General features: G+C 60.0%; 19 protein-coding genes. 11 read left to right on the top strand and 8 right to left on the bottom strand.

Annotated elements, in window-relative coordinates:
• Positions 1–6: 6 nt before the first annotated feature.
• The 7 genes from NCR98_RS25720 to NCR98_RS25690 all read left to right on the top strand — a co-directional run bounded on the left by NCR98_RS25720 (position 7) and on the right by NCR98_RS25690 (position 8,758).
• Positions 7–999 carry a TRAP transporter substrate-binding protein gene (locus NCR98_RS25720; protein WP_250511095.1) on the top strand — a complete coding sequence of 331 codons (993 nt, stop codon included), beginning with the start codon at positions 7–9 and terminating at the stop codon, positions 997–999.
• Positions 1,000–1,046: 47 nt separating this feature from the next.
• Positions 1,047–1,625 (top strand): TRAP transporter small permease subunit, encoded by a 579-nt coding sequence (locus tag NCR98_RS25715; protein ID WP_250527707.1) that lies wholly within the window; start codon positions 1,047–1,049, stop codon positions 1,623–1,625.
• Positions 1,626–1,637: 12 nt separating this feature from the next.
• Positions 1,638–2,942, top strand: a complete 1,305-nt coding sequence (locus NCR98_RS25710) for a TRAP transporter large permease (RefSeq protein WP_250469440.1) — start codon at positions 1,638–1,640, stop codon at positions 2,940–2,942.
• Positions 2,943–2,978: 36 nt separating this feature from the next.
• Complete coding sequence (locus tag NCR98_RS25705) at positions 2,979–5,099, top strand: hydantoinase/oxoprolinase family protein (protein WP_250527706.1); 2,121 nt, start codon at positions 2,979–2,981, stop codon at positions 5,097–5,099.
• The gene (locus tag NCR98_RS25700; RefSeq protein WP_250527705.1) at positions 5,096–6,772 is read left to right on the top strand and encodes a hydantoinase B/oxoprolinase family protein; all 1,677 of its coding nucleotides are present in this window, start codon (positions 5,096–5,098) and stop codon (positions 6,770–6,772) included. Before NCR98_RS25705 ends, NCR98_RS25700 begins: the two co-directional genes overlap by 4 nt.
• Positions 6,773–6,833: 61 nt before the next feature.
• Complete coding sequence (locus tag NCR98_RS25695; RefSeq protein ID WP_250527704.1) at positions 6,834–7,721, top strand: alpha/beta fold hydrolase; 888 nt, start codon at positions 6,834–6,836, stop codon at positions 7,719–7,721.
• Positions 7,722–7,795: 74 nt separating this feature from the next.
• A complete protein-coding gene (locus NCR98_RS25690) occupies positions 7,796–8,758 on the top strand; it encodes a LysR substrate-binding domain-containing protein (RefSeq protein WP_250527703.1) in 963 nt (320 codons plus the stop codon).
• Here the strand turns inward: NCR98_RS25690 and NCR98_RS25685 are convergent.
• From NCR98_RS25685 to NCR98_RS25660, 6 genes are all read right to left on the bottom strand, one after another.
• On the bottom strand, positions 8,741–9,577 hold the full coding sequence (locus tag NCR98_RS25685) for a hydroxypyruvate isomerase family protein (RefSeq protein ID WP_250527702.1): 837 nt from the start codon (positions 9,575–9,577) through the stop codon (positions 8,741–8,743). The two genes, NCR98_RS25690 and NCR98_RS25685, sit on opposite strands and share 18 nt — an antisense overlap.
• Positions 9,574–10,002, bottom strand: a complete 429-nt coding sequence (locus NCR98_RS25680; RefSeq protein ID WP_244830674.1) for a RidA family protein — start codon at positions 10,000–10,002, stop codon at positions 9,574–9,576. The genes NCR98_RS25685 and NCR98_RS25680 overlap by 4 nt, the downstream gene beginning before the upstream one ends.
• Positions 10,003–10,015: 13 nt before the next feature.
• A complete protein-coding gene (locus NCR98_RS25675) occupies positions 10,016–10,723 on the bottom strand; it encodes a substrate-binding domain-containing protein (RefSeq protein WP_250527701.1) in 708 nt (235 codons plus the stop codon).
• Between the two features lie 26 nt (positions 10,724–10,749).
• Positions 10,750–11,418, bottom strand: coding sequence for an aspartate/glutamate racemase family protein (locus NCR98_RS25670; protein ID WP_250511088.1), 669 nt, complete (start codon positions 11,416–11,418; stop codon positions 10,750–10,752).
• Between the two features lie 155 nt (positions 11,419–11,573).
• Positions 11,574–12,539 (bottom strand): O-fucosyltransferase family protein, encoded by a 966-nt coding sequence (locus tag NCR98_RS25665; protein WP_250527700.1) that lies wholly within the window; start codon positions 12,537–12,539, stop codon positions 11,574–11,576.
• A 163-nt stretch (positions 12,540–12,702) separates the two neighbouring features.
• The gene (locus NCR98_RS25660) at positions 12,703–14,784 is read right to left on the bottom strand and encodes a putative bifunctional diguanylate cyclase/phosphodiesterase (RefSeq protein ID WP_250527699.1); all 2,082 of its coding nucleotides are present in this window, start codon (positions 14,782–14,784) and stop codon (positions 12,703–12,705) included.
• Positions 14,785–15,119: 335 nt separating this feature from the next.
• Here NCR98_RS25660 and NCR98_RS25655 point away from each other — a divergent pair, with 335 nt between their 5' ends.
• Positions 15,120–16,691, top strand: coding sequence for a methyl-accepting chemotaxis protein (locus NCR98_RS25655; protein ID WP_250527698.1), 1,572 nt, complete (start codon positions 15,120–15,122; stop codon positions 16,689–16,691).
• A gap of 559 nt (positions 16,692–17,250) precedes the next feature.
• Positions 17,251–18,579, top strand: coding sequence for a hypothetical protein (locus tag NCR98_RS25650; protein ID WP_244830996.1), 1,329 nt, complete (start codon positions 17,251–17,253; stop codon positions 18,577–18,579).
• Between the two features lie 283 nt (positions 18,580–18,862).
• On the opposite strand, the gene NCR98_RS25645 is transcribed toward NCR98_RS25650, so the two are convergent.
• Both NCR98_RS25645 and NCR98_RS25640 read right to left on the bottom strand, forming a co-directional pair.
• Positions 18,863–19,081, bottom strand: a complete 219-nt coding sequence (locus NCR98_RS25645) for a tautomerase family protein (RefSeq protein ID WP_244830680.1) — start codon at positions 19,079–19,081, stop codon at positions 18,863–18,865.
• Between the two features lie 9 nt (positions 19,082–19,090).
• Positions 19,091–20,038: a dioxygenase family protein gene (locus tag NCR98_RS25640; protein ID WP_250527697.1), complete on the bottom strand. Its 948-nt coding sequence runs from the start codon at positions 20,036–20,038 to the stop codon at positions 19,091–19,093.
• Positions 20,039–20,348: 310 nt separating this feature from the next.
• Between NCR98_RS25640 and NCR98_RS25635 the strand changes: the two genes are divergently transcribed.
• Both NCR98_RS25635 and NCR98_RS25630 read left to right on the top strand, forming a co-directional pair.
• Positions 20,349–21,188, top strand: a complete 840-nt coding sequence (locus NCR98_RS25635; RefSeq protein ID WP_250527696.1) for an ABC transporter permease subunit — start codon at positions 20,349–20,351, stop codon at positions 21,186–21,188.
• Complete coding sequence (locus NCR98_RS25630; RefSeq protein ID WP_250527695.1) at positions 21,185–21,928, top strand: ABC transporter ATP-binding protein; 744 nt, start codon at positions 21,185–21,187, stop codon at positions 21,926–21,928. Before NCR98_RS25635 ends, NCR98_RS25630 begins: the two co-directional genes overlap by 4 nt.
• Positions 21,929–21,959 lie beyond the last annotated feature (31 nt).

Raw genomic sequence — 21,959 nt, 5'->3', positions numbered from 1 at the left:
GTTCAAATGAACGGACTGAAAAGACTAGGTGCTTTCTTCGCGCTGAGCGCCGCATTCACGCTGCAAACTCCTGCGTTTGCCGTCGATTGGGATTTCGCCACCGCGAATGCGCCGGGCAATTACCAGACGAAACTGGACGAAAAGTTCGCGGCTGAAGTGGCCGCCGCCACCAACAACGAAGTGAAGATCAACATTCACGCGGGCGGGCAACTCGGTTTCAAGGGCCCGGAAATGTTGAGCGTGATTCGCGATGGACTCGTGCCCATCGGGTCGTTTCAGTTCGCGCAGCAAGTCGGCATCTCGCCGATTCTCGGGGCATCGTCGGTACCGTATCTCGTATCCGGTTTCGATGAGATGAAGACCTTCCGCTCCGTCTCGAAGCCCTACTACGACGCCGAATTCAAGAAGTTCAATCAGAAGCTGCTGCTCACCATTCCCTGGCCCGGCCAGAACGTCTTTTCCAAAGTCGAACTGTCGAACTCGGACACCTTCAGGACCATGAAGATCCGCACGACCGACCGCAACGGCAGCGACTTCTTCCGCAGCCTTGGCGCATCGCCGGCGCAGATTCCCTGGGGTGAAGTCGTGCCCGCGCTGTCGACGGGCGTCATCAATAGCGTGTCGACATCGACATCGTCTGCCGTGGATGGCCAGTTCTGGGACTTCCAAAAGGCGTGCAACGTCGTCAACTGGCAATCGAACTTCGAAGGCGTGTCGGTCAATCTCGACGCCTGGAACAAGCTCAGTGCGAAAAACCAGAAGGCTATCGAAGAGGTCGTCGCACGACTCGAACCCGTGTTCTGGGACGCGGCAAAAGCGGAAGACAGCAAGAACTTCGAGACCCTCAAGGCGAAGGGCATGGAGATCTACACGCCGCCCGCGGCCGTGCGCGACGCCATGGCCGCCAAGGGCAAGCCGAGCTGGACCGCCTTCGAGGACGCGGTGCCCGCCGCCAAGCCACTCCTCAAAAGCTATCTGACCGCGGTCGGCAAGCAGTGAGCCGCATCCGTTCTTCGAAAACCACGGTCACAGCGGAGTCAATGCCCATGGAAAACATCGACACAAGCGCGCATGTCGAGAGTTCGAAGGGACGTGCGTTCGTGCAGAAGGCGTTGTTCTCCATCGATATGCTCGCCCGTCTGGATGGCTGGCTCGGCGCCCTCTGCCTCTGCCTGCTATGCCTCTTGATGATTGCCGGCATCGTCGTGCGGACGCTGTCGACCGTGGTGAGCTGGTTGCCCAAGGACATACCCATCGCATGGGAATACAGCTCGTATCTGATGGCCGTGACCTTCACGTTCGGCGCCGCGCTCACGCTTCGCGCAGGCGGCCATATCCGCGTCAGGGTGCTGTTGTCGAACGCATCGCCTCGCGTCGTCAAGGGCCTCGAATGCGTATCGGCGGCGACGGGCTTCGCGTTCGCGGCGTTCTTCTCGGTCGCCATGACGCACTTCTCGTATCAGGCGTTTCTCACCGACGAACGCTCGCTTGCCAGCAGCACGCCCTTGTGGATACCCAAGGCATTCGTCGCGTTCGGCGCGATGCTGCTTGCGCTGCAGTTACTCGCGCGCCTCGGCCAGTTGTTTCTGGACGAGCCTGTCGAAGACAAGAACCTGATTCATTGAAGGCTGAGACACATGGGAACGATACTCACGACAATGGCCGTGCTGCTGTTCGGCGGCCTGTCCATCGGCATATGGGTTGGATTGACGCTTGCCATTACCGGGTCGCTCGCGCTATTCATTTTCAGGTCCATTCCGGTCGACCGGCTGATCGCTCAGTACGCATGGAACGTGATGACGACGCAGGAGCTGCTGGCCTTGCCGCTTTTCATCGTCATGGGCGAGATTCTGTTTCGAACGCGCATCTCGACGTCGCTCTTCAAGGGACTCGCGCCGTGGGCGAGCTTGCTGCCTGGAAAGCTCCTGCATTCGAATGTCATCGGATGCTCGATCTTCGCCGCCATCTCTGGCTCGTCGGCGGCGACGACGCAGATCGTGGGCCGCGTCACGCTTGCGGAGCTCAATCGACGCAACTACGACAAGCGGATATCCATGGGCAGTCTGGCAGGGGCGGGTACGTTGGGCTTTCTCGTGCCGCCATCGAACATCATGATCGTGTATGGCGTGCTGGCGCAGGTTTCCGTGCTCAAGCTCTTCGCCGCAGGACTGATACCGGCCATTCTTCTCGCGTCGTGCTTCATGGCGTGGATCATGATTCACACCACCTGGAACAAGAGCCTGATTCCCGAGGAAGAAAGTTTCGCGACCATGCCCTGGCGCGAGCGCTTTGCTTCGCTCAAACATCTTGCGCCGGTCGCGCTATTGATCGGCGCGGTGCTCGGCAGCATGTACGGCGGGCTCGTCACGCCATCGGAAGCGGCTGCGGCCGGTGTGGTCGGCGCGCTTGCCATCGCGGGCTTTCAAAAGGACCTGAGCGTTGCAAAGCTGAAGGAAGTCGGACTTGGCGCGGTAAAGACCTGTTCCATGATCGCGCTGATCATTCTCGGCGCATCCATTCTCGGCAGTGCGTCCGCGTTTCTCGGCGTGGGACAGGCGGCCGCCACGTTCGTGCAGGAACTGCACCTGTCGCCGGTTGCGCTGCTGTTCGTGCTGTTCATCGGCTATATCCTGCTCGGCTCGTTTCTCGAAGGCTTTTCGATCATCGTCATTACGTTGCCTATTGTTCTGCCGATGGTTCTCGCAGCCGGATTCAACGCCATCTGGTTCGGCATCTTTCTGGTGATCGCGGTGGAGATCGTTCAGGTTCACCCGCCTATAGGCTTCAATCTCTTCGTGATTCAAGGCATCACGGGAGAGAAGCTCTCCGTCATCACCAAGGCCACGCTGCCCTATCTCGTGCTGCTCATTCTGTTCGGCATTGCATTGATCGTGTTTCCGCAGATCGCGCTTTGGTTGCCGGAACAACTCGGCTTGAAGTGAGCATGCGCTGTTGTATCTCGCTGATAAATGGAAAATATGATGACGTCTAGGTTTGCCATCTCAGTCGATATCGGTGGCACGTTCACCGACTTCGTATTGCTGGACAGCAAGAAGAAAAGTGTCACGACCGCGAAGGTCCTGAGCACGCCCGAACGCTCGGAAGAAGCGATATTTTCCGGCTTCGAGCACTTACGCCGCGATGCGGAACTGGACCTCGCGGATTGCGATGTCTTCCTGCATGCGACGACGGTCATCACCAACGCCGTCATCGAACGCAAGGGGCACGACTTCATTTTGCTGCATACCGAAGGCTTCGGCACGACGCTTGAAACCGGCCGTGAGCATCGTTACAACGTATCGAACTTGAGGCTGGCTTTTCCGAAACCGCTGACCAAACACCGGTTGAAGGTATCGGTACGTGAACGCATTGCCTACACGGGTGATCTCGTGCGGCAACCCGACCAAGCTGAACTCATCGCGGACGTGCGCCGTCTCGTCGAGGAAACGGGCGTGACGAACTTCGCCATCTGTCTTCTGCATGCCTTTCAAAACCCCGCCAACGAGCAGTTGGTGGAAAGCTGGCTTGCAGAAGCCTTCCCCGATGCCGTCATTTCCACATCCAGCGCCGTGGCCCCGCGTTCGGGCGAGTACGAGCGCTGGATGACATGCGCCGTGAATGCGTTCACCAAGCCGTTGCTGAGTCAGTACGTGAAGCGCCTGGAGACGAGAGCCGCCGACGCGGGCTTCAATGGCCGCCTTTTGATGATGACGTCGTCCGGGCTGCCGTTGCCCATCGGTCACTGCGTCAGAGCGCCCGTCCGTTTGATCGAGTCCGGTCCCGCGGCAGGCGTTCTCGCCGCGAGAGAGATCGCCGCACGTAATGCGCCAGCGCCGCAAAACAGCGGTGCCGTGGACGATACCGTGCTCGCCTACGACATGGGCGGCACGACCGCCAAGGGCGCGTTCCTCATCTCCGGCAAGGTCGATGTGCAAGCGGGCCTCGAAGTGGCACGCGAAGGCGCATTCGAAGCCGGCAGCGGCTTTCCGCTCATCATTCCCGCGCTCGACTTGATCGAGATTGGCGCGGGCGGTGGCAGCATCGCCGAGATCGACGAACGCGGCGCCATCTCCGTCGGACCGAAGAGTGCGGGCGCCGTTCCCGGCCCGGCATGCTATGCGCGCGGCGGACAAGCCGCGACCGTCACCGACGCGAATCTCTTCCTCGGCTTTCTCGGCGAGGCGAACTTCCGCAATAGCGGCATCGACGCCACCCGGGTTGAAGCCAAGCGTGCGATTCAGCAGAACATCGCGGAGCCGCTGGGCATCTCGGTGGAGCGCGCGGCTATCGGCATTCATCGCACCATCAACGAAAACGTGGCACGCGCGTTTCGCGTGCATGCAGCGGAACTCGGTGTCGACTACCGGCGCGCCACGCTGGTCTGCACCGGCGGTTCGTCGCCCGTGCATGCGTTGCCTATTGCGCAGCTTCTGTCCATCCGGCGCGTCATCTTTCCGTTCGCCGCGGGCGTGGCTTCCGCCATGGGCCAGTTCGCGAGCAGCGAAGGGATCATCCTGCAGCAAACGAGAAAGATGAGTCTCGCCGATGTCACCGATGACGTCATCGCGCAAGAAGTCGCTCGACTCGTGCAGGCCGAACCATACGCAAGCCAGCTCGTCGATGGCGGCGCGCGGACCATCGTGAAACTCGGCATGCGCTACGAAGGACAAGACTCGGAAGTGACCGTCGAGATATCCGATGAAGGGCGTTATCTGAATGCGGCAAACATTCGCGCCAGATTCCTCGATGCCTACAAGGACATCTTCGGCCTGAACTTTCCGGACTACGGTATCGAGATCAGCACGTGGGTGGTCGAAGTCTCCTTGCCCGAGCATCTCAAGTCCGTGCGCGACTTCAGCTACGACGCGCTCACGCCTTCAGCAAGGATGGAGAAGGAACCCAGGTCCTGTTACATCAGCGACGGCGCAACGGAAGTCTGGACCGAAGTTCCCGTCTTCAACCGATACGCCTTGCCGGTTGGCTGGAAACGCTCAGGCCCCGCACTGATCGAAGAGAACGACACCACCATCTACGTTCCAGCGTTTGCCGAAGCACGGATTGCATCGACGCTGGATCTCATCGCGGAGCTCAAGTCGTGAATGCTACAGTCAAGATGGACCCGGTCGATGCCGGCATCATCTGGTCCCGTTTCGTCTCGGTTGCGGACGAAATGGTTTCGGCCATGGAACGCACCGCTTTCTCGACGATGGTGCGCGCAAGCGGCGACTTCTCGTGCATGATTTTCGACGCACGCGGCAAGCTGATTGCGCAAGGCGCGACGAGTGTGCCGTCGTTCACGGGAACCGGCCCCAGCACGCTTGCTCATATCCTCGATGTGTTCGACGCGGCCGCTCTGCGCGACGGCGACATCATCGTGACCAACGATCCCTGGATCGGCACGGGTCATACGTTCGATATCAACGTCGTGAAACCGGTGTTCTTCGAAGGACGCATTGCCGGATACTGCCTGACCGTTTCGCATCTTGCCGATGTCGGCGGCGTGGGAATGGGCTCGGTCGCGAAGGACGTCTACGAGGAAGGCTTCTCGCTTCCGCCCGTGAAACTCTTCGAAGCGGGCGTGGAGAATCGCTTTGTGTTCGACTTCATCAGAAACAACGTTCGCACCGTCGATTACGTGTTGGGCGACATCTATTGCAATGTCGCGGCATGCAACGTCGGCGCGCAAGGGCTCGTCAAGATTCTCGTGGAGCACAAGCTGTCCACCACCATCGACGCCGCCGATGCGATCTTCGCGCTCACGCGCAAGTCGATCAACGCGAAGCTCGAACGCATGCCCAAGGGAAGTCATGCGGCGACCATACCCGTCGAAGGCGGAAAGGACTTTCCCGACATCTCGCTCTCCGTCACTGTCACGTTGAGCGACTCCGGCTTCGCGTACGACTTCGCCGGAACGGACCCGGTGGTGAATCGCGGCGTCAACGTGCCGATTTGCTATACACGCGCGTTCTGCTACTTCTGCACGAAAGTGCTCGTCGCGCCCAGCATTCCCAACAATCAGGCCATACTCGATTTCGTCACCATAGCGGCGCCCGACAACTGCATTCTCAATGCGCTCAGGCCGAACCCGACCGGTGCGCGGCACGTCTTCGGCCATTTCGTCGGACCGCTCATTTTCAATGCGCTGGCCGAGGCCTTCCCCGACGACGTGCAAGCCGACTCGGGGATGGTGTTCCAGATGAATCTTCGCGGCCAGACGCGCGCGGGAAAGCACTATTCGTCGATCTATTTTTCGGCGGGCGGATACGGCGCGCTAGCAGGTTACGATGGCCGCCCTGCCTTGCCCGCACCGGCCAACATCATCGGCGGCTCGGTTGAATTCTGGGAGCAGCAGATTTGCTGCACCTTCCTCAAGAAAGAGATACTCAGAGACTCGGGCGGGCCCGGCGAGTTTCAAGGCGGCAACGGTCAGATCTTCGCGATCAGGAACGACACGGGTCATCCCATCGAGGCATCGTTCATGGCGTCGCGGACCAAGATAGCCGCGAAAGGATTTGCAGGCGCGGGCGCCGGCGCGCATCGGCTCATCTTCGTGGACGATGTCGAGACCGATCCAAAGGCGCGCGTGCTCATTCCAGACGGCGGTATCGTGGAGATTCGCGACGCGGGCGGCGGCGGATACGGCAACCCGGATCGCAGATCGCTCGATGACATCGCAGCCGACCTCGAAGCCGGGCTGATCAGCGCGCAGTTCGTCGACGACAACTATCCCCGGCAGGCGCGTCAGCTCGCGCGCTCCGTGGGTGCATCGTGAAGCCGGCTTTTTGGCCCGATACAATGCACAACACGCACCTTCACTCAGAAAGAGAACCGACATGTCAGGCGTGATAGACCTTGGCGGCAAGTCCTTCACCAGGCGCTTCGTGCGAAGCGGAGACATCCGCTTTCATATGGTGGATGGTGGCGTCGGCCCGACGGTCGTGCTCGTGGCGGGCTTCCCGCAGACCGCTTATGCGTGGCGTCGCGTGCAACCGCTTCTGGCCGATTCCTACCGTACCATCGCCATCGATTTGCCCGGTCAAGGTTACTCGGACAAGCCCACCACCGGCTACGACACCGAGACCGCCGCCGCGCGCATCAATGGTCTCTTGCGGTCGCTGGGTGTCGAGCGTCACTTCTATGTGGGCCATGACATCGGATCGTGGATTGCTTATCCGTACGCGCATCGCTATGAGGCCGAGCTCGACGGCATCGTGTTCATCGATGGCAACATCCCCGGCATCACGCTCAGGCCCGAAGTATCGGTCACCGCGCCTTCGAACTGGAAGAGCTGGCACTTCTTGTTCAACGCGGTGGACGACTTGCCTGAAGCGCTCATTGCAGGCAAGGAGCGCGTGCTGATCGAATGGTTCTTCAACAAGAAGACCGCCAACGCAATGGCCACGTTCGAGCCTGCCGACATCGACGAATACGTCAAGGCGTATGCGTCGCTCGGCGGCCTGCGCGGCATGCTCGGCTATTATCGGGCCGTCGAAGAGGACATGAAGCAGAACCAGAAGCTCTTTGCCAGCAAGATCAAAAAGCCCGTGCTCGCGCTTGGAGGCGATGTGGGCAGCGCGCCCACCATCCATGAACTGATGAAGCCGCTCTGCGAAGACCTGAGCGGCGGTGTGATCCAAGACTGCGGGCATTACATTCCCGAAGAGCAGCCGGAAGCGCTGGCAGCGGAACTCAAACGCTTCTTCGAGACATGTCTCGGTTGATCGATGTCGATGCTGCGAATGTCTTTCGCTCTGCAATGCATTATCCTTGCCGTCATCGGGGCACGGGGGCATAGATGACGGCCGGTTCGAGAAAGAAGGAAAGCGATGAAGCCGAAGCCGTTCCGGACACGCGCCGTGTGCGCTTTCCGCCGCTCAAGTCGCTGATCGCGTTCGAAGCGGCCGCTCGGCACGGCAGCTTCACGCAAGGCGCGGAAGAGATCGGCATTACCACGTCGGCGGTGAGTCATCACATTCAGCAACTCGAAGACTTTCTCGGCGTTCCGCTCTTTCAGCGACATGCCGGGCGCGCGGTGCTGACCGTCGCGGGCCGAACCTATGCGCGCGAACTGGAAAAAGCATTCGGCATGATCGCCACTGCGACGAGTCTTATCGCGCCGCAATCATGGGGCGGTCATCTGTCGATTGCCGTGCCCAATAGCTTCTCGGTGAAGTGGCTGCAACCGCGTCTGCAAAACTTCCTGAAAGCGAACCCGCTGTTTCGCGTTCGACTTGCGACGCTTCACACACATGAACTCGATGCCAACCGCTACGACATAGCAATCGCGCATGGGCCTCAAACGCCGGGATTGAAGCTTGCCGAGCCATTGCTCATCGAACGGCTCAGGCCGCTTTGCAGTCCGCAACTCGCGGAGGAGCTCGGCCTGAAAAGCCCGAAGGATCTGGCTAAGGCCACGCTCATCCACTCCAATAATCCGCTGAACTGGGTCGATTATTTTCGGCGCATAGGCAACCTCGTCGTCAAGCCCGCGCACGACTTGTGGCTCGACCGCTCCGCCATGGCAATCGAAGCCGCGGTAAAGGGCTTGGGCGTGGTGCTGGAAAGCGAGATTCTCGCGGAAGAAGAGTTACGCGATGGCCGGTTGATCGAGCCATTCTCCGACCCGAAGTTCCACGTCGAAAATATCTCTTACTATCTGCTGCGCTCGTCGAGTCTGCGCAATTCGGCCGAAGCGGCCGTGTTTGAAAAATGGCTTCGAGCTGAATTCGAGTTGGCCAATCTAAAAACGATGTTCTGAGTGCATGCTCAAGCCTGCGGCTTGCGTAAAGGCTTGACGCCAATCGAGTCCGGCGGCAGTCGTTCCACGCGGACGGTACTCGCATCCTATCCAGCCTGAATAGCCGCTATCGGCTATCGCTCGTGCAATCGTGGGCCATGACATGTCGCCCGTGCCCGGTTCGTTTCGTCCTGGTACGTCGGCGACCTGAATGTGCGCCACGTCACGACGATGCATGGCGAACGCATCCAGTACGTCCATGCCGCTCATTGCCGCGTGATAAAAATCGAAGAGCAGTTTGACGTTGCCTTGCGGGATGTCGCGGACGTACGCGCTCGCCTGAGCGAGACTCTTGAGGAAGTAACCCGGCACGTCTTGCTGGTTCAGACATTCGAGCACAAAGGTTACGTTCTGCCCTTCCGCGCGCTTTGCGGCCCACGCGAGATTCGAACGAAAGACGGCTTCGGCCTTGGCTGGCGAGCAGCCGTCCGGCACTCGTCCCGCCATCAAGTGAATCAGGCTGCACTCCAGCGCGTTGGCGTAATTCAGCGCGAGATCGACACCTTCGCGAAATACATCGACATAGCCTGGAATACAGCCAAAGCCGTTGGAGCCTACGGCTCCTGCTTCGCCCGCCGGCGTGTTGATCAACACTTGTTTCAAGCTCCGCTGGCTCAACACGTTGCGAAGCTCGGTGGCATCGTAGCCATATGGCGATGCGTATTCGACTGCCGCGAAGCCATGCAACGCAGCGGCTTCGAATCGCTCAAGAAATGGCAACTCGGTAAAGAGCCATTTGAGATTAGCCGCGAAGCGTACGCGCGAAGACCGTGCAGTCATTTCAACCCCACGATCATTTCGACTTCCACTGCCGCGCCATGCGGAAGCTGCTGCACGCCGATCGCGCTTCGTGCATGCTTGCCGCGTTCTCCGAGCGTTTCGATCAATAGGCGGGACGCGCCATCGATCACCGCGCCCTGTCCGGTGAAATCCGCCGCCGATGCGACGAATCCCGTAATCTTCACGATCTGCGCAATGCGCTCATGTCCGCGGAGCGCGTGCGCGAGTGCATCGAGACATGCTTTTGCACATAACGCTGCCGCTTCTCGTGCGTCTTCAGCCGATAAGTCCGCGCCGACCTTGCCGCTGTATTTGATCGCTCCGTGCTCGCGCGGAAGCTGGCCGCTCACGAATGCGAGATTGCCGAACACCGTAACGGGCGTGATGAGTTGACTGGGCATTTGCTTGTCGTCTGCGCGCTGCATGAATATCGTCTCCTCAAAGAATCGTTAGCCCAAGCCGCTCGTACGCGTGGCGCGCTTTATCGGAGAAAAGGGATTGCAGCAAGGCACATGCATCTTCCGATTGTGCGCGACCCGAAAACATCCCGACATAAAAGTCGGTATGGAACTGAATCTCTTCCGGAAGCGGGCCGATGATCTCGATGCCCGCCACCATGGCCAGTTCGCTCATCTGTTGAATGGCGACGTCCGCCTCGCCACGCACGATGCATTCGCCCGTAAAGCCCTTCTCGATGATGGTCGCGCGCTGATTGACCTGCTCCGCGATGCCCATCTCTTCGATCAAGGTGGCGAAATAAACGCCGCTTGCGCCGGTCTTCGAATATGCGACCGATCGCGCGTTCAACAGGACCTCGCGCAAGTCTTCATCGCTTCTTATCGACCGAGGCACGTCCCGCACAGATGCCGCCACACCCACGCCGGTTCTGACCAACCCGCGCACCGTCGATGCATCCAGTACGTTTTCATCGGCGAGACGCTTCACATAGGCGCGAGTCGCAATCAGCACCTCCGCTCTTTCACCGGCAGACACGCGCTCTTGCAGCACGTTGGTTGGATCGAACATAGCTTGCACGCGGATGCCGCTACTTCGTTCGAACGCTGGAATGACGACATCGACGAGCGCGCTCTTGACCGCGAGCGTGCTCATCATCGAAACGGCTGGCGCGAGCGATGGAGTAGGCATCGTTGAATCCATGACGGTAAAAGACTTCAGCGCGACAAATGCAGGCGCTTCTTGAGATCGGCAACCGCGCTGCGCGGTGCGGAAAATACCGGACAACTCGCGACTGAAGTCACGGCATCGAGTGCCTGAGCGGTTGAGAAATGGGCCAGCATGATCGCGTCGTAGCCATGCAGGCTCGCGGCCTTTTCTGCAACGATACGGTTGTGCGTGTCGCGGTCGCCCGCACGCAGCTTGTCGATTGCATCGTCGACCACGAAGGTGGCCAGCGTAGCTTGCGGGTTCATGTTCGATGCTTCCTCGAAGAACTCCGCCACCATGGTCGGCAGGGCCGGCGCGAACGTTGCGATCATCGCGATGTTTCTGCCTTCTGCAAGCGCATCGGCGAACATGGCGGTGTTCGGCTTGCAAACAGGTATGGGAAGCGCCGCGTCCGCGGCATCGATGGCGGGACCGAAGGCCGAACACGTCGCGAGGACCGCATCCGCGCCGCTTTCGTACCCGTATCGCGCAAGATTCACGAAGCGTGTCTGCAATGAGTCGGGCAGCTCTTTGCTGTCGCCTCTGGCCGAGGTCAGACCGTCGTCGAGAAGATTGGTGAGCCTGGCTTCTGGCCAGTCGCGCAGGAACGCGTCGTGTATCGGCGCGATGGCAACGGGCGTGGCGTGCAACAGCACGATGGAAAGGTCATGTCTCATGGATGTCGATTCGCCGCTGGTCGGCTGCCGGGTCATGCGCCCGGCATCGATTCAAGCGTAGCGAATGACGCGTTGGCATTCCAACGCAAAGAAATCAACACCCGTTGAGTCAGAGTCACGACAGCAGGCTTCATGCGTTAATACAAGCGCGCGACTCACGCCGCCTTGCCGCCCATCACCTGTTCCTGTTCGATCCAGATCTGGCTGTCGGGAAACCAGAACGCGTCAGGCTTTGGCGGTACGGCCAAGGTAGTCGGCAAATCGGGATTGAATATCTTCGACCATGCCGACAAGTAAGAAGGCATCTTTACGAGGTATCCGCACTTCGAAAGCAGCAGGCTCGATACCAACGCTTCGCGCCCGATCTCCAAACCCGGATAACCGCTGAAGTGCACCGGCATGTCGCCTGTGGACAGCAGCTTGGCCGGTGCAACACTGACCGAGCGATTGAACGGCCACGCGCGGAAGAAGTCGATGAACGCCTGCTCATCGCTCGAAACGAAGATGTTTGTCAGAAGCGGATTGAGCGCGAGGGTCTGCTCGACCAGCCGGCAGAAGTCGGCCCAGGGCAAGGTCATCGCTTCGAACTTCTTATCCGTGCCTCGGTAGTGAACACCGAGTGTCGATTGGCCGATATCGAGTTTGGCGCAGGTTGCATCGACTTCATCGCGAATGGCTGCAACCGGCCGGTAATGCGAGCGAAACAAGTCGCTCGAACTTTGCAACCGCAGACCCGCTTCATGGCGTTGCCGCAAGCCGAGTTGCACGAGATCGCGCACGGTAGAGGTTCGCACTCTGCGCGGCAACTTCACATCGCCGGATGCCCGCACGCTTTCAAAGAGCGCCGAGAACCAGTCTATTTTGCCTTCCGGGTCGCCATAGAGACCGCCGCGTGCCGAGATTTGCGGTGTCAGCCGTTTCTCTTCGCAATGCTTGAGGATGAAGAGCACCATCTGCATCACGGAAAAAAAGCCGGAGTTTTCCCTGATCTCGATAGCGAACACATTGCGATTCAGCCGCTGTCGCGCATGCAGCGACAAACGCACTGGAGCGGCGAGAGAATGCTTGAAGCCTTCACTGCGCCGAAAGCGCCTGACACGATCGACCACCGTTCGCAACATGTGCGGTCCCCGACTCGGATTTGTCTTTTGGAATGACCGTATGGTCCAGCGCTACGGTAACTATGACGGGAGAGTAGCACCGTGCAACGTGTAACGGATCGACCCTCGTCGGCGTTCTGTTGGCTAGCTAACGTGATGGGCGGAAAAAGTTACTGGCGAAGTTTCAATGGCGTCCTGTCGATGCGACATCGGCGACGGAAGCGATAAACGCATTGGCCGTCATTGGCTTGCCGAGCAAAAACCCTTGGAGAATGTCGCATCCCAGTTGCGTGAGAAAAGCCTGCTGTGCAGTGGTTTCGACGCCTTCCGCCACGATCCTGAGATTGAGCGTTTGTCCGAGCGCCACGATGGCCGAAACAATCGCCGCGTCTTCCGTACCGTGAGCAAGTTCACGCACGAAGCCACGATCGATCTTGAGTTCGTTGGCGGGCAAGCGCTTGAGATAAAGCAGACTGGAGTAGCCGGTGCCGAAATCATCGATAGAGATCTGCACGCCTTCTTCCCGCAGTCGTTGCAAGACCTTGAGGCTCACTTCGACATCGCGCATGGCCGTCGATTCAGTGATCTCCAGAATCAGCGATTCCGCTGGCAGGCCATTGCGACGAAGCGCGCCGCGAACCGCTCGTACGAGACCCGAGTGAACGAACTGCAATGGCGAAAGATTGATCGCGATGGTCCACTCTGTGTGACCGCGATCGTGCCACGCCTTCAATTGCCGGCAGCCTTCGCTCAGCACCCATTCGCCGATAGGAACGATCAACCCTGTCTTTTCCGCCAACGGAATGAAGCGGTTGGGCGCCATCAGTCCGTGCACGGGATGGTTCCAGCGCAATAGCGCTTCCGCGCCCACCGCCGGACCATTTGGCGCCTTGAATTTGGGTTGATAGTGCAAGGCGAGCTCACCGCGCGTCAACGCCACGCGAAGCTCGTGCGCAAGTTGCATCTGCTCGTAAGAGTCCGCATGCATCGACGGTTCGAAGAAACAAAAACCGCTGCGGCCAAGGGCTTTCGCGTGATACATGGCGGTATCGGCATTGCTCAGAAGCTCTTCTTGAGTCGCACCGTCGTCGGGAAAGATCGCAATGCCCACGCTCACGGAAATCTGCACTTCCTCGCCTTCCATGCGAAACGGCTTCTCAATGGTCTCGGTCAAGCTCGCGGCGATTTGCGCGGCCACGGTTGCGTCGTCGACGTTCGAGAGCAGCACGAACTCGTCGCCGCCGACCCGCGCAATGGTGTCGTGTGACCTGACGTTGGCGCGGATGCGCTTCGACACTTCGATCAGCAACAGGTCGCCGACATGATGTCCGAACGCGTCGTTGACCGCCTTGAAGCCATCGAGGTCCATGAACATCAACGTGAAGCGGCGCTTTGCATCGCGCGCGCCATGCACCAGTTGTTCCAGTCTGTCTTCGAGCAAGACGCGATTCGGCAACTCAGTAAGGCTGTCGTGAAGCGCCAGATAAGCGAGTTCCTTGTTCGCCTCCGCGAGCGACGCCGCGAGCACGGCGGTGCGCGATTCGAGCCGCAAGTCCAGAACGGAGATGATCAGCGCGATGGCCAGCACCGAGAGTGTCACGACGATCACCACGACGGCCAGCCATCCGGTATCCGCGCCTTCCTTAGCGGCACCGCATATCGCGCCCGTGGGAAAGCGCGCGGCCGCCATTCCGGTGTAGTGCATGCCGACGATGGCAAAGCCCATGAGGAACGACGCGCTGCCGCGAAAAAACAAGAGCCGCGACGCCTGCTGACGTAAGCGAAAGGCAATCCAGAGCGCAGCGCCCGAGGCGACGATGGCAATGGCCACCGACACAATGGTGAGCCATGGGTCGTATTCGATCGGCGGCCGCATGCGCATGGCGGCCATGCCCGTGTAGTGCATGCCGGCGATAGCCGGTCCCATCAATAGCGCCCCGATCACGATCCTGAACGCGGGCAGCGTCTTCTGACAGACGAGCCAGAGCGCGAACATCGATGCCGCGACGGCAATTAGAAGCGATGCAAATGTAATCAGCGGGTCGTAGCCCAGTTTGATGGGCAAGCTGAACGCCAGCATGCCGACGAAGTGCATCGCCCAGATGCCGAGTCCCATTGCACAGGAACCGCCGATGAGCCACCAGCGCGCCGCGGGCCCCCTGGCTTGCGCGATACGCCCTGCCATGTCGAAAGCCGTGTACGCGGCCAGGATTGCCACGAGAAGCGAGCAGACGACAAGCAAAGGGTTATATGAGTAAGCGAGCATTGAGCGCTATTTTCGCAGGCTTTCGTTGTCGCTCCCGGGTAGAGAACAGCATCGTGGTGACGAATGGAGACCTGTCATCGACAGGAGCCCATATCTTAACCAAGGCATGGACAAATCCGGGCTCTATTCATCCCATTCGTCGAAGAAAGCCTTGCCCACCCTGCGACATATCCTGGACAGGGCGATGTAAAACGTTTGCTAACATCGTCATACTTTCGTTCATCTTCATATTTTCCCGACGCTGCCGTAAGCGATGCAAGAAAGAACCCGCACTCGCCGCGTAAAGGACGGCGAGCGTCAACGACAGCACTGCCATCAAAAAGGAAAAGAACGAGATGAACCTGCAACCCATGCGCATGAAAACGAAGCTTTCCATTGGCTTCGGCCTGCTCACGGCGGCAGTGCTGATCGTCGCCGCGCTCTCAATCGAGACGCTCGGCGAAGCGAACCAGCGCTTTACGTCCTTTGTCAACGGCATCAACGCGCGCGCGCATCTGGCCGAAAGCATTCGCACCGCAGTGGACCGGCGCGCGATCGCCGCACGCAATCTCGTGCTCGTGACGAAGCCCGCCGATCTCGAACTCGAGAAAGCAGCCGTCCTTCAGGCGCATGAAGACGTGCAACGCGATTTGCGCCGCTTCAAGGAAATGGTCGCGAGCGCGCCGGATGTCTCAGCCGAAGTAAAGACGCGCGTTGCGGAGATCGATCGCGTGGAATCGCTTTACGGACCGGTGGCGCTCGCCATCGTCGATCTGGCGCTGAAGGGCCAGCATCAGGCAGCGATTACGAAGATGAACGACGAGTGCCGTCCGCTGCTCGCCGCGCTCATCAAGGCCACGCAAGATTACCTGGACCTGACGAGCCAGCGCGAAGCGAAGCTCGTGCAAGAGTCGGCGGAGGATTACGCGTTCTCGCGCATGCTGCTGATCGCCGCGTGCATCGCGGCGGCTTCGTTGGCCGTGGGCGCGGGATTCATCATCACGCGCAGCATCTTGCGAGCGTTGGGCGCGGAACCCGATGCACTGAGCCAAGTCGCGCAGCGCGTTGCTTCCGGCGATCTGAGCCCGGTCGCGCACGCGGATAACGCCCCGCAAGACAGCGTGCTCGCCTCCATGCGCACGATGCAAGGCAATCTCGTCAGTCTGATCGGCAACGTCCGCTCTTGCGCCGATGGCATCGCCACGGGATCGAGCCAGATCGCCACGGGCAACGTCGATCTGTCGACGCGTACCGAACAACAAGCGGCATCGCTGGAAGAGACGGCGGCGAGCGTCGAAGAGTTGACCTCGACCGTGCGGCAGAACGCCGAGCACGCGCAACAGGCAAATGCGTTGTCGGCGGATGCATCGGCGGTGGCGCAGCAGGGCAATGCCGCCGTGGGGCGCATGGTCGCGACCATGACGGAGATCAGCACGCGCTCGGAGAAGATCGCGGATATCACCGGGATCATCGAAGGCATCGCGTTTCAGACCAACATCCTTGCGTTGAATGCGGCGGTTGAAGCGGCGCGCGCGGGCGAGGAAGGACGCGGCTTTGCCGTGGTCGCTTCGGAAGTGCGCAACCTGGCGCAACGTTCGTCGTCCGCCGCGAAGGAGATCAAGGAGTTGATTGGCGCGTCGGGCGTGCGTATCGCGGAGGGTTCTTCGCTCGCGGGCGAAGCCGGGACGACGATGGCCGAAGTGCTGCAGGCCGTCTCGCGCGTGAGCAGCATCATGGGCGAGATCGCGGCGGCATCGAGCGAACAAAGCCGGGGCATCGAACAATTGAGCCAGGCGATTGCGCAGATGGACCAGGTGACGCAACAGAACGCGGCGCTCGTGGAAGAATCGGCGGCGGCTTCGCAATCGCTCGATCAGCAGGGGCGCAAGCTCGTGGATGCGGTGTCGTTCTTCCAGGTCGCAGGATGATGGTCGGGGCGCGGCGCGTCGGAGAGTTTTCTCGTCGCGCTGCGCTCACCAAAAATACGCTGGTTTAACGCAAAAACTGGGAATAGTACGTTCGTACATGTGTAGAGGTAATTTGTTCACTCTCGCGCAAAACAACTAAAAATGGGCAAATACTCCTATAAAGCACTGCAGCAGAGTCGCACTATTTTCCTCTTCCATACGGCAACGCCCCGCGTTCGTTACTTTTTGCCTGAAAACGTTCGAATTCTCACACGCTTTTTGTAACATTGCGTAAAATCCAACCTATCGTATGAACTTTGAAGAAGGTGGTTGTGAGACACAGACGCGGCGGCTTTGCATCGCGTGTCGAACGAAGTTAGGGCAACACGGCAGGCCGGTGGTTACTGCACGAAGTTCGCTCTTTCCCTGCTACAACGGCCAACTTTGAAGCATCCCAGGTAGGCAAGGCAAACACTGCTGCATCCTTGGCTCATTCGTTAGTCGTCCTTACTTAATAGGACATTGATATCGATCTCTGACCTTAAGGAGTGTTCCGCCAGACCAGCGGAACTGCGAAATGATGATTAATCGACGTAAATTTCTGGCTAGCATGAGCGCGTTGTCCGGGACCTATATGCTTTCCGCATGTGGCGGCGGCGGTAGCGATCTACCGCAAGCGGCAACCAAGGCTTCCGACGATTCCACGCAACTGGATTCCACCGCAAAGGCCGCAGTAATCACGCCTTCCGCCGATGGCACGACCATCCCGAGCGGTACGTCGATCGTGGACAAGACGGGTGCGGTTTGGACGGTGACCGGCGCCATCGTGTACAAGAACAAGACGGCTGTTTCAATCGCCAATGTCTCGATGCTCCTCTGGTCGGGCGGCAAGATTTACCAGAAGAACACGAGCGGCCAGTTCTACGTGTGGTCGAACAAATGGCTCATCTGCCGTGACCCGCGCATTGCAATGGCAGCGACGCCGGGCATGTTCTTCGGGATGAACGGCCATTACGACTACACCTACACACCTCCGCAACTCATCGCGATCCTGAAGGGCATGGGCTGCAACATGTATCGGGTGGGCTGCAATTCGACGTCGAAGCAGATCAGCGCCGTCGCCAAGCTGGCATCGGCCTTCAACGGAACGGGCATCAGCATGCTTTGCCTGATTCAGCAAGGTTTGACCGATGCTTCAGGCGCGCTGTATGGCAGCGAAGCCGCCGCTTACGCCGACGCCTACAACACCGGCCTGACGGTTGCGAGCGCGCTCAAGCCTTATGGCGTGACCATGTACGAATGCGGTAATGAGTTGACGCGCCGCTCGCAAACCGTGCTGTATTCGAACCGCGCGGGAACGGACGTAGCCGACTTCAACAACGCAAACTGGCCCGTCATGCGCGGCGTCATGCGCGGTCTCATCGCCGGCGTAAAAGCAGTACAGCCGGACGCGAAGTGCGGCATCAACTTTTGCGTGGCGGACATCGGCGCATCGGATGCATTGTGGGACGGCTTCCAGCCGGATGGCACGAGTGGCTATCCGAAGGTCCGCTGGGACATCACGACGTGGCACAACTACGAAGTGTATGGTGACCTGTTCGACATCGGCTCTGACGGCGCGGGCCCGCATTTCGATCTGCCGCAGTACTGCAAGGCGCGCTACGGCGTACCTTTCATGATCACCGAGTGGAACGCGAACCCCGAGCAGACGGATGCTTATCGCGCGACCTTCGTGCAGTCTCGCCTGCAATCGTTCTACGACGCACGCAAGACGCACAACATTCACTCGGCCATGTACTACGTGCTCGACAGCGGCAATCACACGTTTGGCATCATGATCAACGGTGCGCCGATCACGCCGACGTACAACAGCTATGTGAACTTCACGAGCACACATGCCGATGTCTGAGCGTCTCTGAACAAAAGCCCACGGTTTGCCGCATCGCGCAAAGCCGTGGGCCTTATCGTTTCAGCTCATCTTTCACGCGTGCCGCATGAACGCGCGCGCTAGCGCATGTCGTCGACAGGCTTGCCATCGAGGCCACGACCGCCACTGAGCGGGCCTTCATAGCCAAGCCCCCAGAAGGTCCCGTTATCGTCGATGCGCATTACGCGATCTCGTTCGATGTGGTGCCGGCGATCTCAGTCGCCCCGACATGGCGTCATCCATCTTCCTATGAACAGTCGCGGCGTCATCGTGACTCCTCTGCCTTGTTCGGGCTTGCGGGCATCTCGTCCTTCGTGCGTTCGCCGACGGCCCAATGCGCGGCGGGCACCGCGGTGGCATACACGCGGATGGTGTCGAGCGGTGCGCCCAGCGTTTCATGGACCGTGCGCGCGACCGCCTTCACGCAGGCCTTGACGGCGGCTTCATCGCGTCCTTCGACGAGGGAAATATGTACGATAGGCATGTCAGTTCCTCAATGTCCGGTGCGTTCGAGCACGGTTTGCTCGGGTCGCGGACCGGTTGTCTTGCCAGTGATAGGCGGCTTCGGTAGCCTGGCTTCGCCGGGTTCGATAACGAAGTGATGATCGAGCGAATACCACGGCCCTTGAACGTCCGCGCCGGGTGCGGTCTCGCCGTCATGCAGCACATATTGCCCGACGAGCGCGCGCGTCACGCCGTACTGCACATCGGTCTCGAGATGGGGATCATCGCTCGAATAGACCTGCGAAAACTGTGTCTTGAAGCCCGGCTTGTAGATCATGAAATGGATATGCGCAGGCCGCATGTTGTGCCGGCCTTGCGCGCGTAGCAGCGCGCCGACCGGGCCAGACAGCGGAATGGGATAGCCCGCCGGCTTCACGCTGCGAAACGCGATGTGGCCGTTGGCATCGGTAGTGAACTTGCCGCGTAGATTCATATCCGCCTGCGCGGGGTCCTGATTCTCGTAGTAACCATCCGCCGATGTATGCCACACGTCCACCTCGGCGCCTTCCACCGCACGCCCGCTCGAATCGCGCACCCAAGCGTTGACAAAGATAGGCGCGCCCGGCGTCGGCGAGCGCACGATGCTGCCGCCGCTTTCAGTGCGCGGCGAGTCCATGCGCCAGAACGGGCCCATGAGGTTCGCGGTCGTATCGGTCTGACCGCGATCGCCGTTGTTGAGCAGGCACACGAGCGCGGACAGCCCAAGCGTTCCGGCGATCAACACGACTTCGTTATGCGATTCGGTGGTCAACTGCCCGAGCTTCGCGATGACCGCGCATGCCTGATGAAACTCCGGCTCGGACAGCCGCGCTTCGCGCGCGAAGCCATGCAGATGACGCACCGCCGCCGACATGATCTCGCGAAAGCGCGCATCCGGCGCGCGGCTCAGTTCGGCAAGCACGGCTTCGGTCACTTCCTGCTGATTGCTGACTATCATTGCTGTCTCCATGGCGGCTCATGCTTCATTGGCAAGCCGGTGCGGCGGTAGTAACGCATCTGCCCGAGTTCCATTGTCTGCCTCGCAATGGTATCGCGGACGGCGGGAATGCATCGTTCGCTACAACGGGGCAACTGCATTCCAGTCATCGACGAACACGACCTCACAACATCCCCACCCAGACCCTGAAAAGCAAAGCAGAAAAAACCGTTTGTCATTGCAATGCCGCGCGGCTTTTAATAACAGGCTCGCTTGGCGCCAAATGCGTCACCGCTCAAGCACCTCTTTCACGGCATTTCATGGAACCGACATGGCGGACCTGACATCCACTCGCAACAGCTATGTCGCATCGAAACGGCGACGCTTCGGCGTGTCGAAAGGCACGTTCTACAAGCTGCTTTCGTGGCTGGTCCCCGCATGTGTCGTGGTGATCTGGGAAGCGGCAGCACGCGCAGGACTCATCACGCCGCAAGTGCTTCCCGCGCCCAGCAGCGTTCTTGAAACCGCGCTCGGTCTGATGCGCTCCGGCGATCTCTTCGTTCACCTCGGTGTGTCGCTTCTGCGCGCCGTCACGGGCTTCGTTATCGGCGGGACGGTTGGTCTCGTGCTCGGAATCGCAGTCGGGTTTTCGCCGCTCGCGCAAGCGCTTCTCGATCGCTCCATTCAGATGGTGCGCGCCATTCCCTTCCTCGCCATGCTGCCGCTCGTGATCGTGTGGTTCGGTGTCGGCGAAGTCGCGAAGATCTTTCTGGTCGCGCTTGCCGTGCTGTTTCCCATCTATATCAACACCATGCTCGGCATCCGTCAGATCGATCCCAAGCTGATGGAACTCGCCAAGGTGATCGGCCTCGACTGGACCGCGATCGTGCGACGGATCATTCTTCCCGGCGCCATGCCGTCGATCCTCACGGGCGTGCGCTATGCGCTCGCTCACGCGTGGCTCGCGCTCGTCATTGCCGAGACGCTCGCGACGACCAAGGGAATCGGCTTCCTCGCCATGGACGCCCGCGAATTCCTGCAAACCAATGTCATCGTGCTGACCATCGTCATCTACGCGGTCATCGGCGTGGTGGCGGACGCGTTGGTGCGTCTGCTCGAAGCGCATTTCTTGTCGTGGCACGCGAACTACGCCAAAGGAGCAACCCAGTGACCGAGAGCATCGCCCTGTCGCGCGACTCCGACATCCGCGCGCGCGCCGCCGAACGCGTGAGCCACGCGTCCCTTGCCGTATCGGTGCGAGGTCTGCAGCGGCGCTATGGCAAGCGCGTCGTCATCGAAGCACTCGACCTCGATATACGCAAAGGCGAATTCGTCGCGTTGTTAGGCGAAAGCGGCTGCGGAAAGACGACACTCTTGCGCGCGCTCGCCGGGCTCGACCGGCCGGATGCCGGCGAGATTCGCGCGCCCGAGCGGCCGTCCGTCGTGTTTCAGGAGCATCGGCTGCTGCCTTGGGCGACGTTGTGGGAGAACGTCGCGCTCGGCCATGAAAGCACGGTAGGACGCACGGGCGCCGCGCGCGCGCTGGGCGAAGTCGGACTTTCGGGCCGTGAAGATGACTGGCCTCGGAATCTTTCCGGCGGTCAGGCGCAACGCGTGGCGCTCGCGCGCGCTTTGGTTCGCGACCCCGCGCTCCTGTTGCTCGATGAACCATTCGCGGCGCTCGACGCGCTCACGCGCATCAAGATGCACGGGCTCGTCAAGGAACTCGTCGCGCGTCATCTGCCGGGCGTGCTGATCGTGACGCATGACGTCGATGAAGCGCTCACGCTCGCCGACCGAATCCTCGTGATGCGCGCGGGTCGCATCGCTGCATCGTTTCGGCCCGGCGATCACGCGCCGCTGCAATTGCGGCCGATTCTGCTCGATGAACTGGGCGTCCAGTCTCACTGATCCACCAATCGTTTCCTGCAAAACTCGAAAG

Source organism: Caballeronia sp. GAWG2-1, from assembly GCF_023631405.1.
Lineage (GTDB): Bacteria > Pseudomonadota > Gammaproteobacteria > Burkholderiales > Burkholderiaceae > Caballeronia.
Note: the sequence above shows the minus strand (reverse complement) of the source record. Positions and strands in the feature narration are given on the sequence as shown.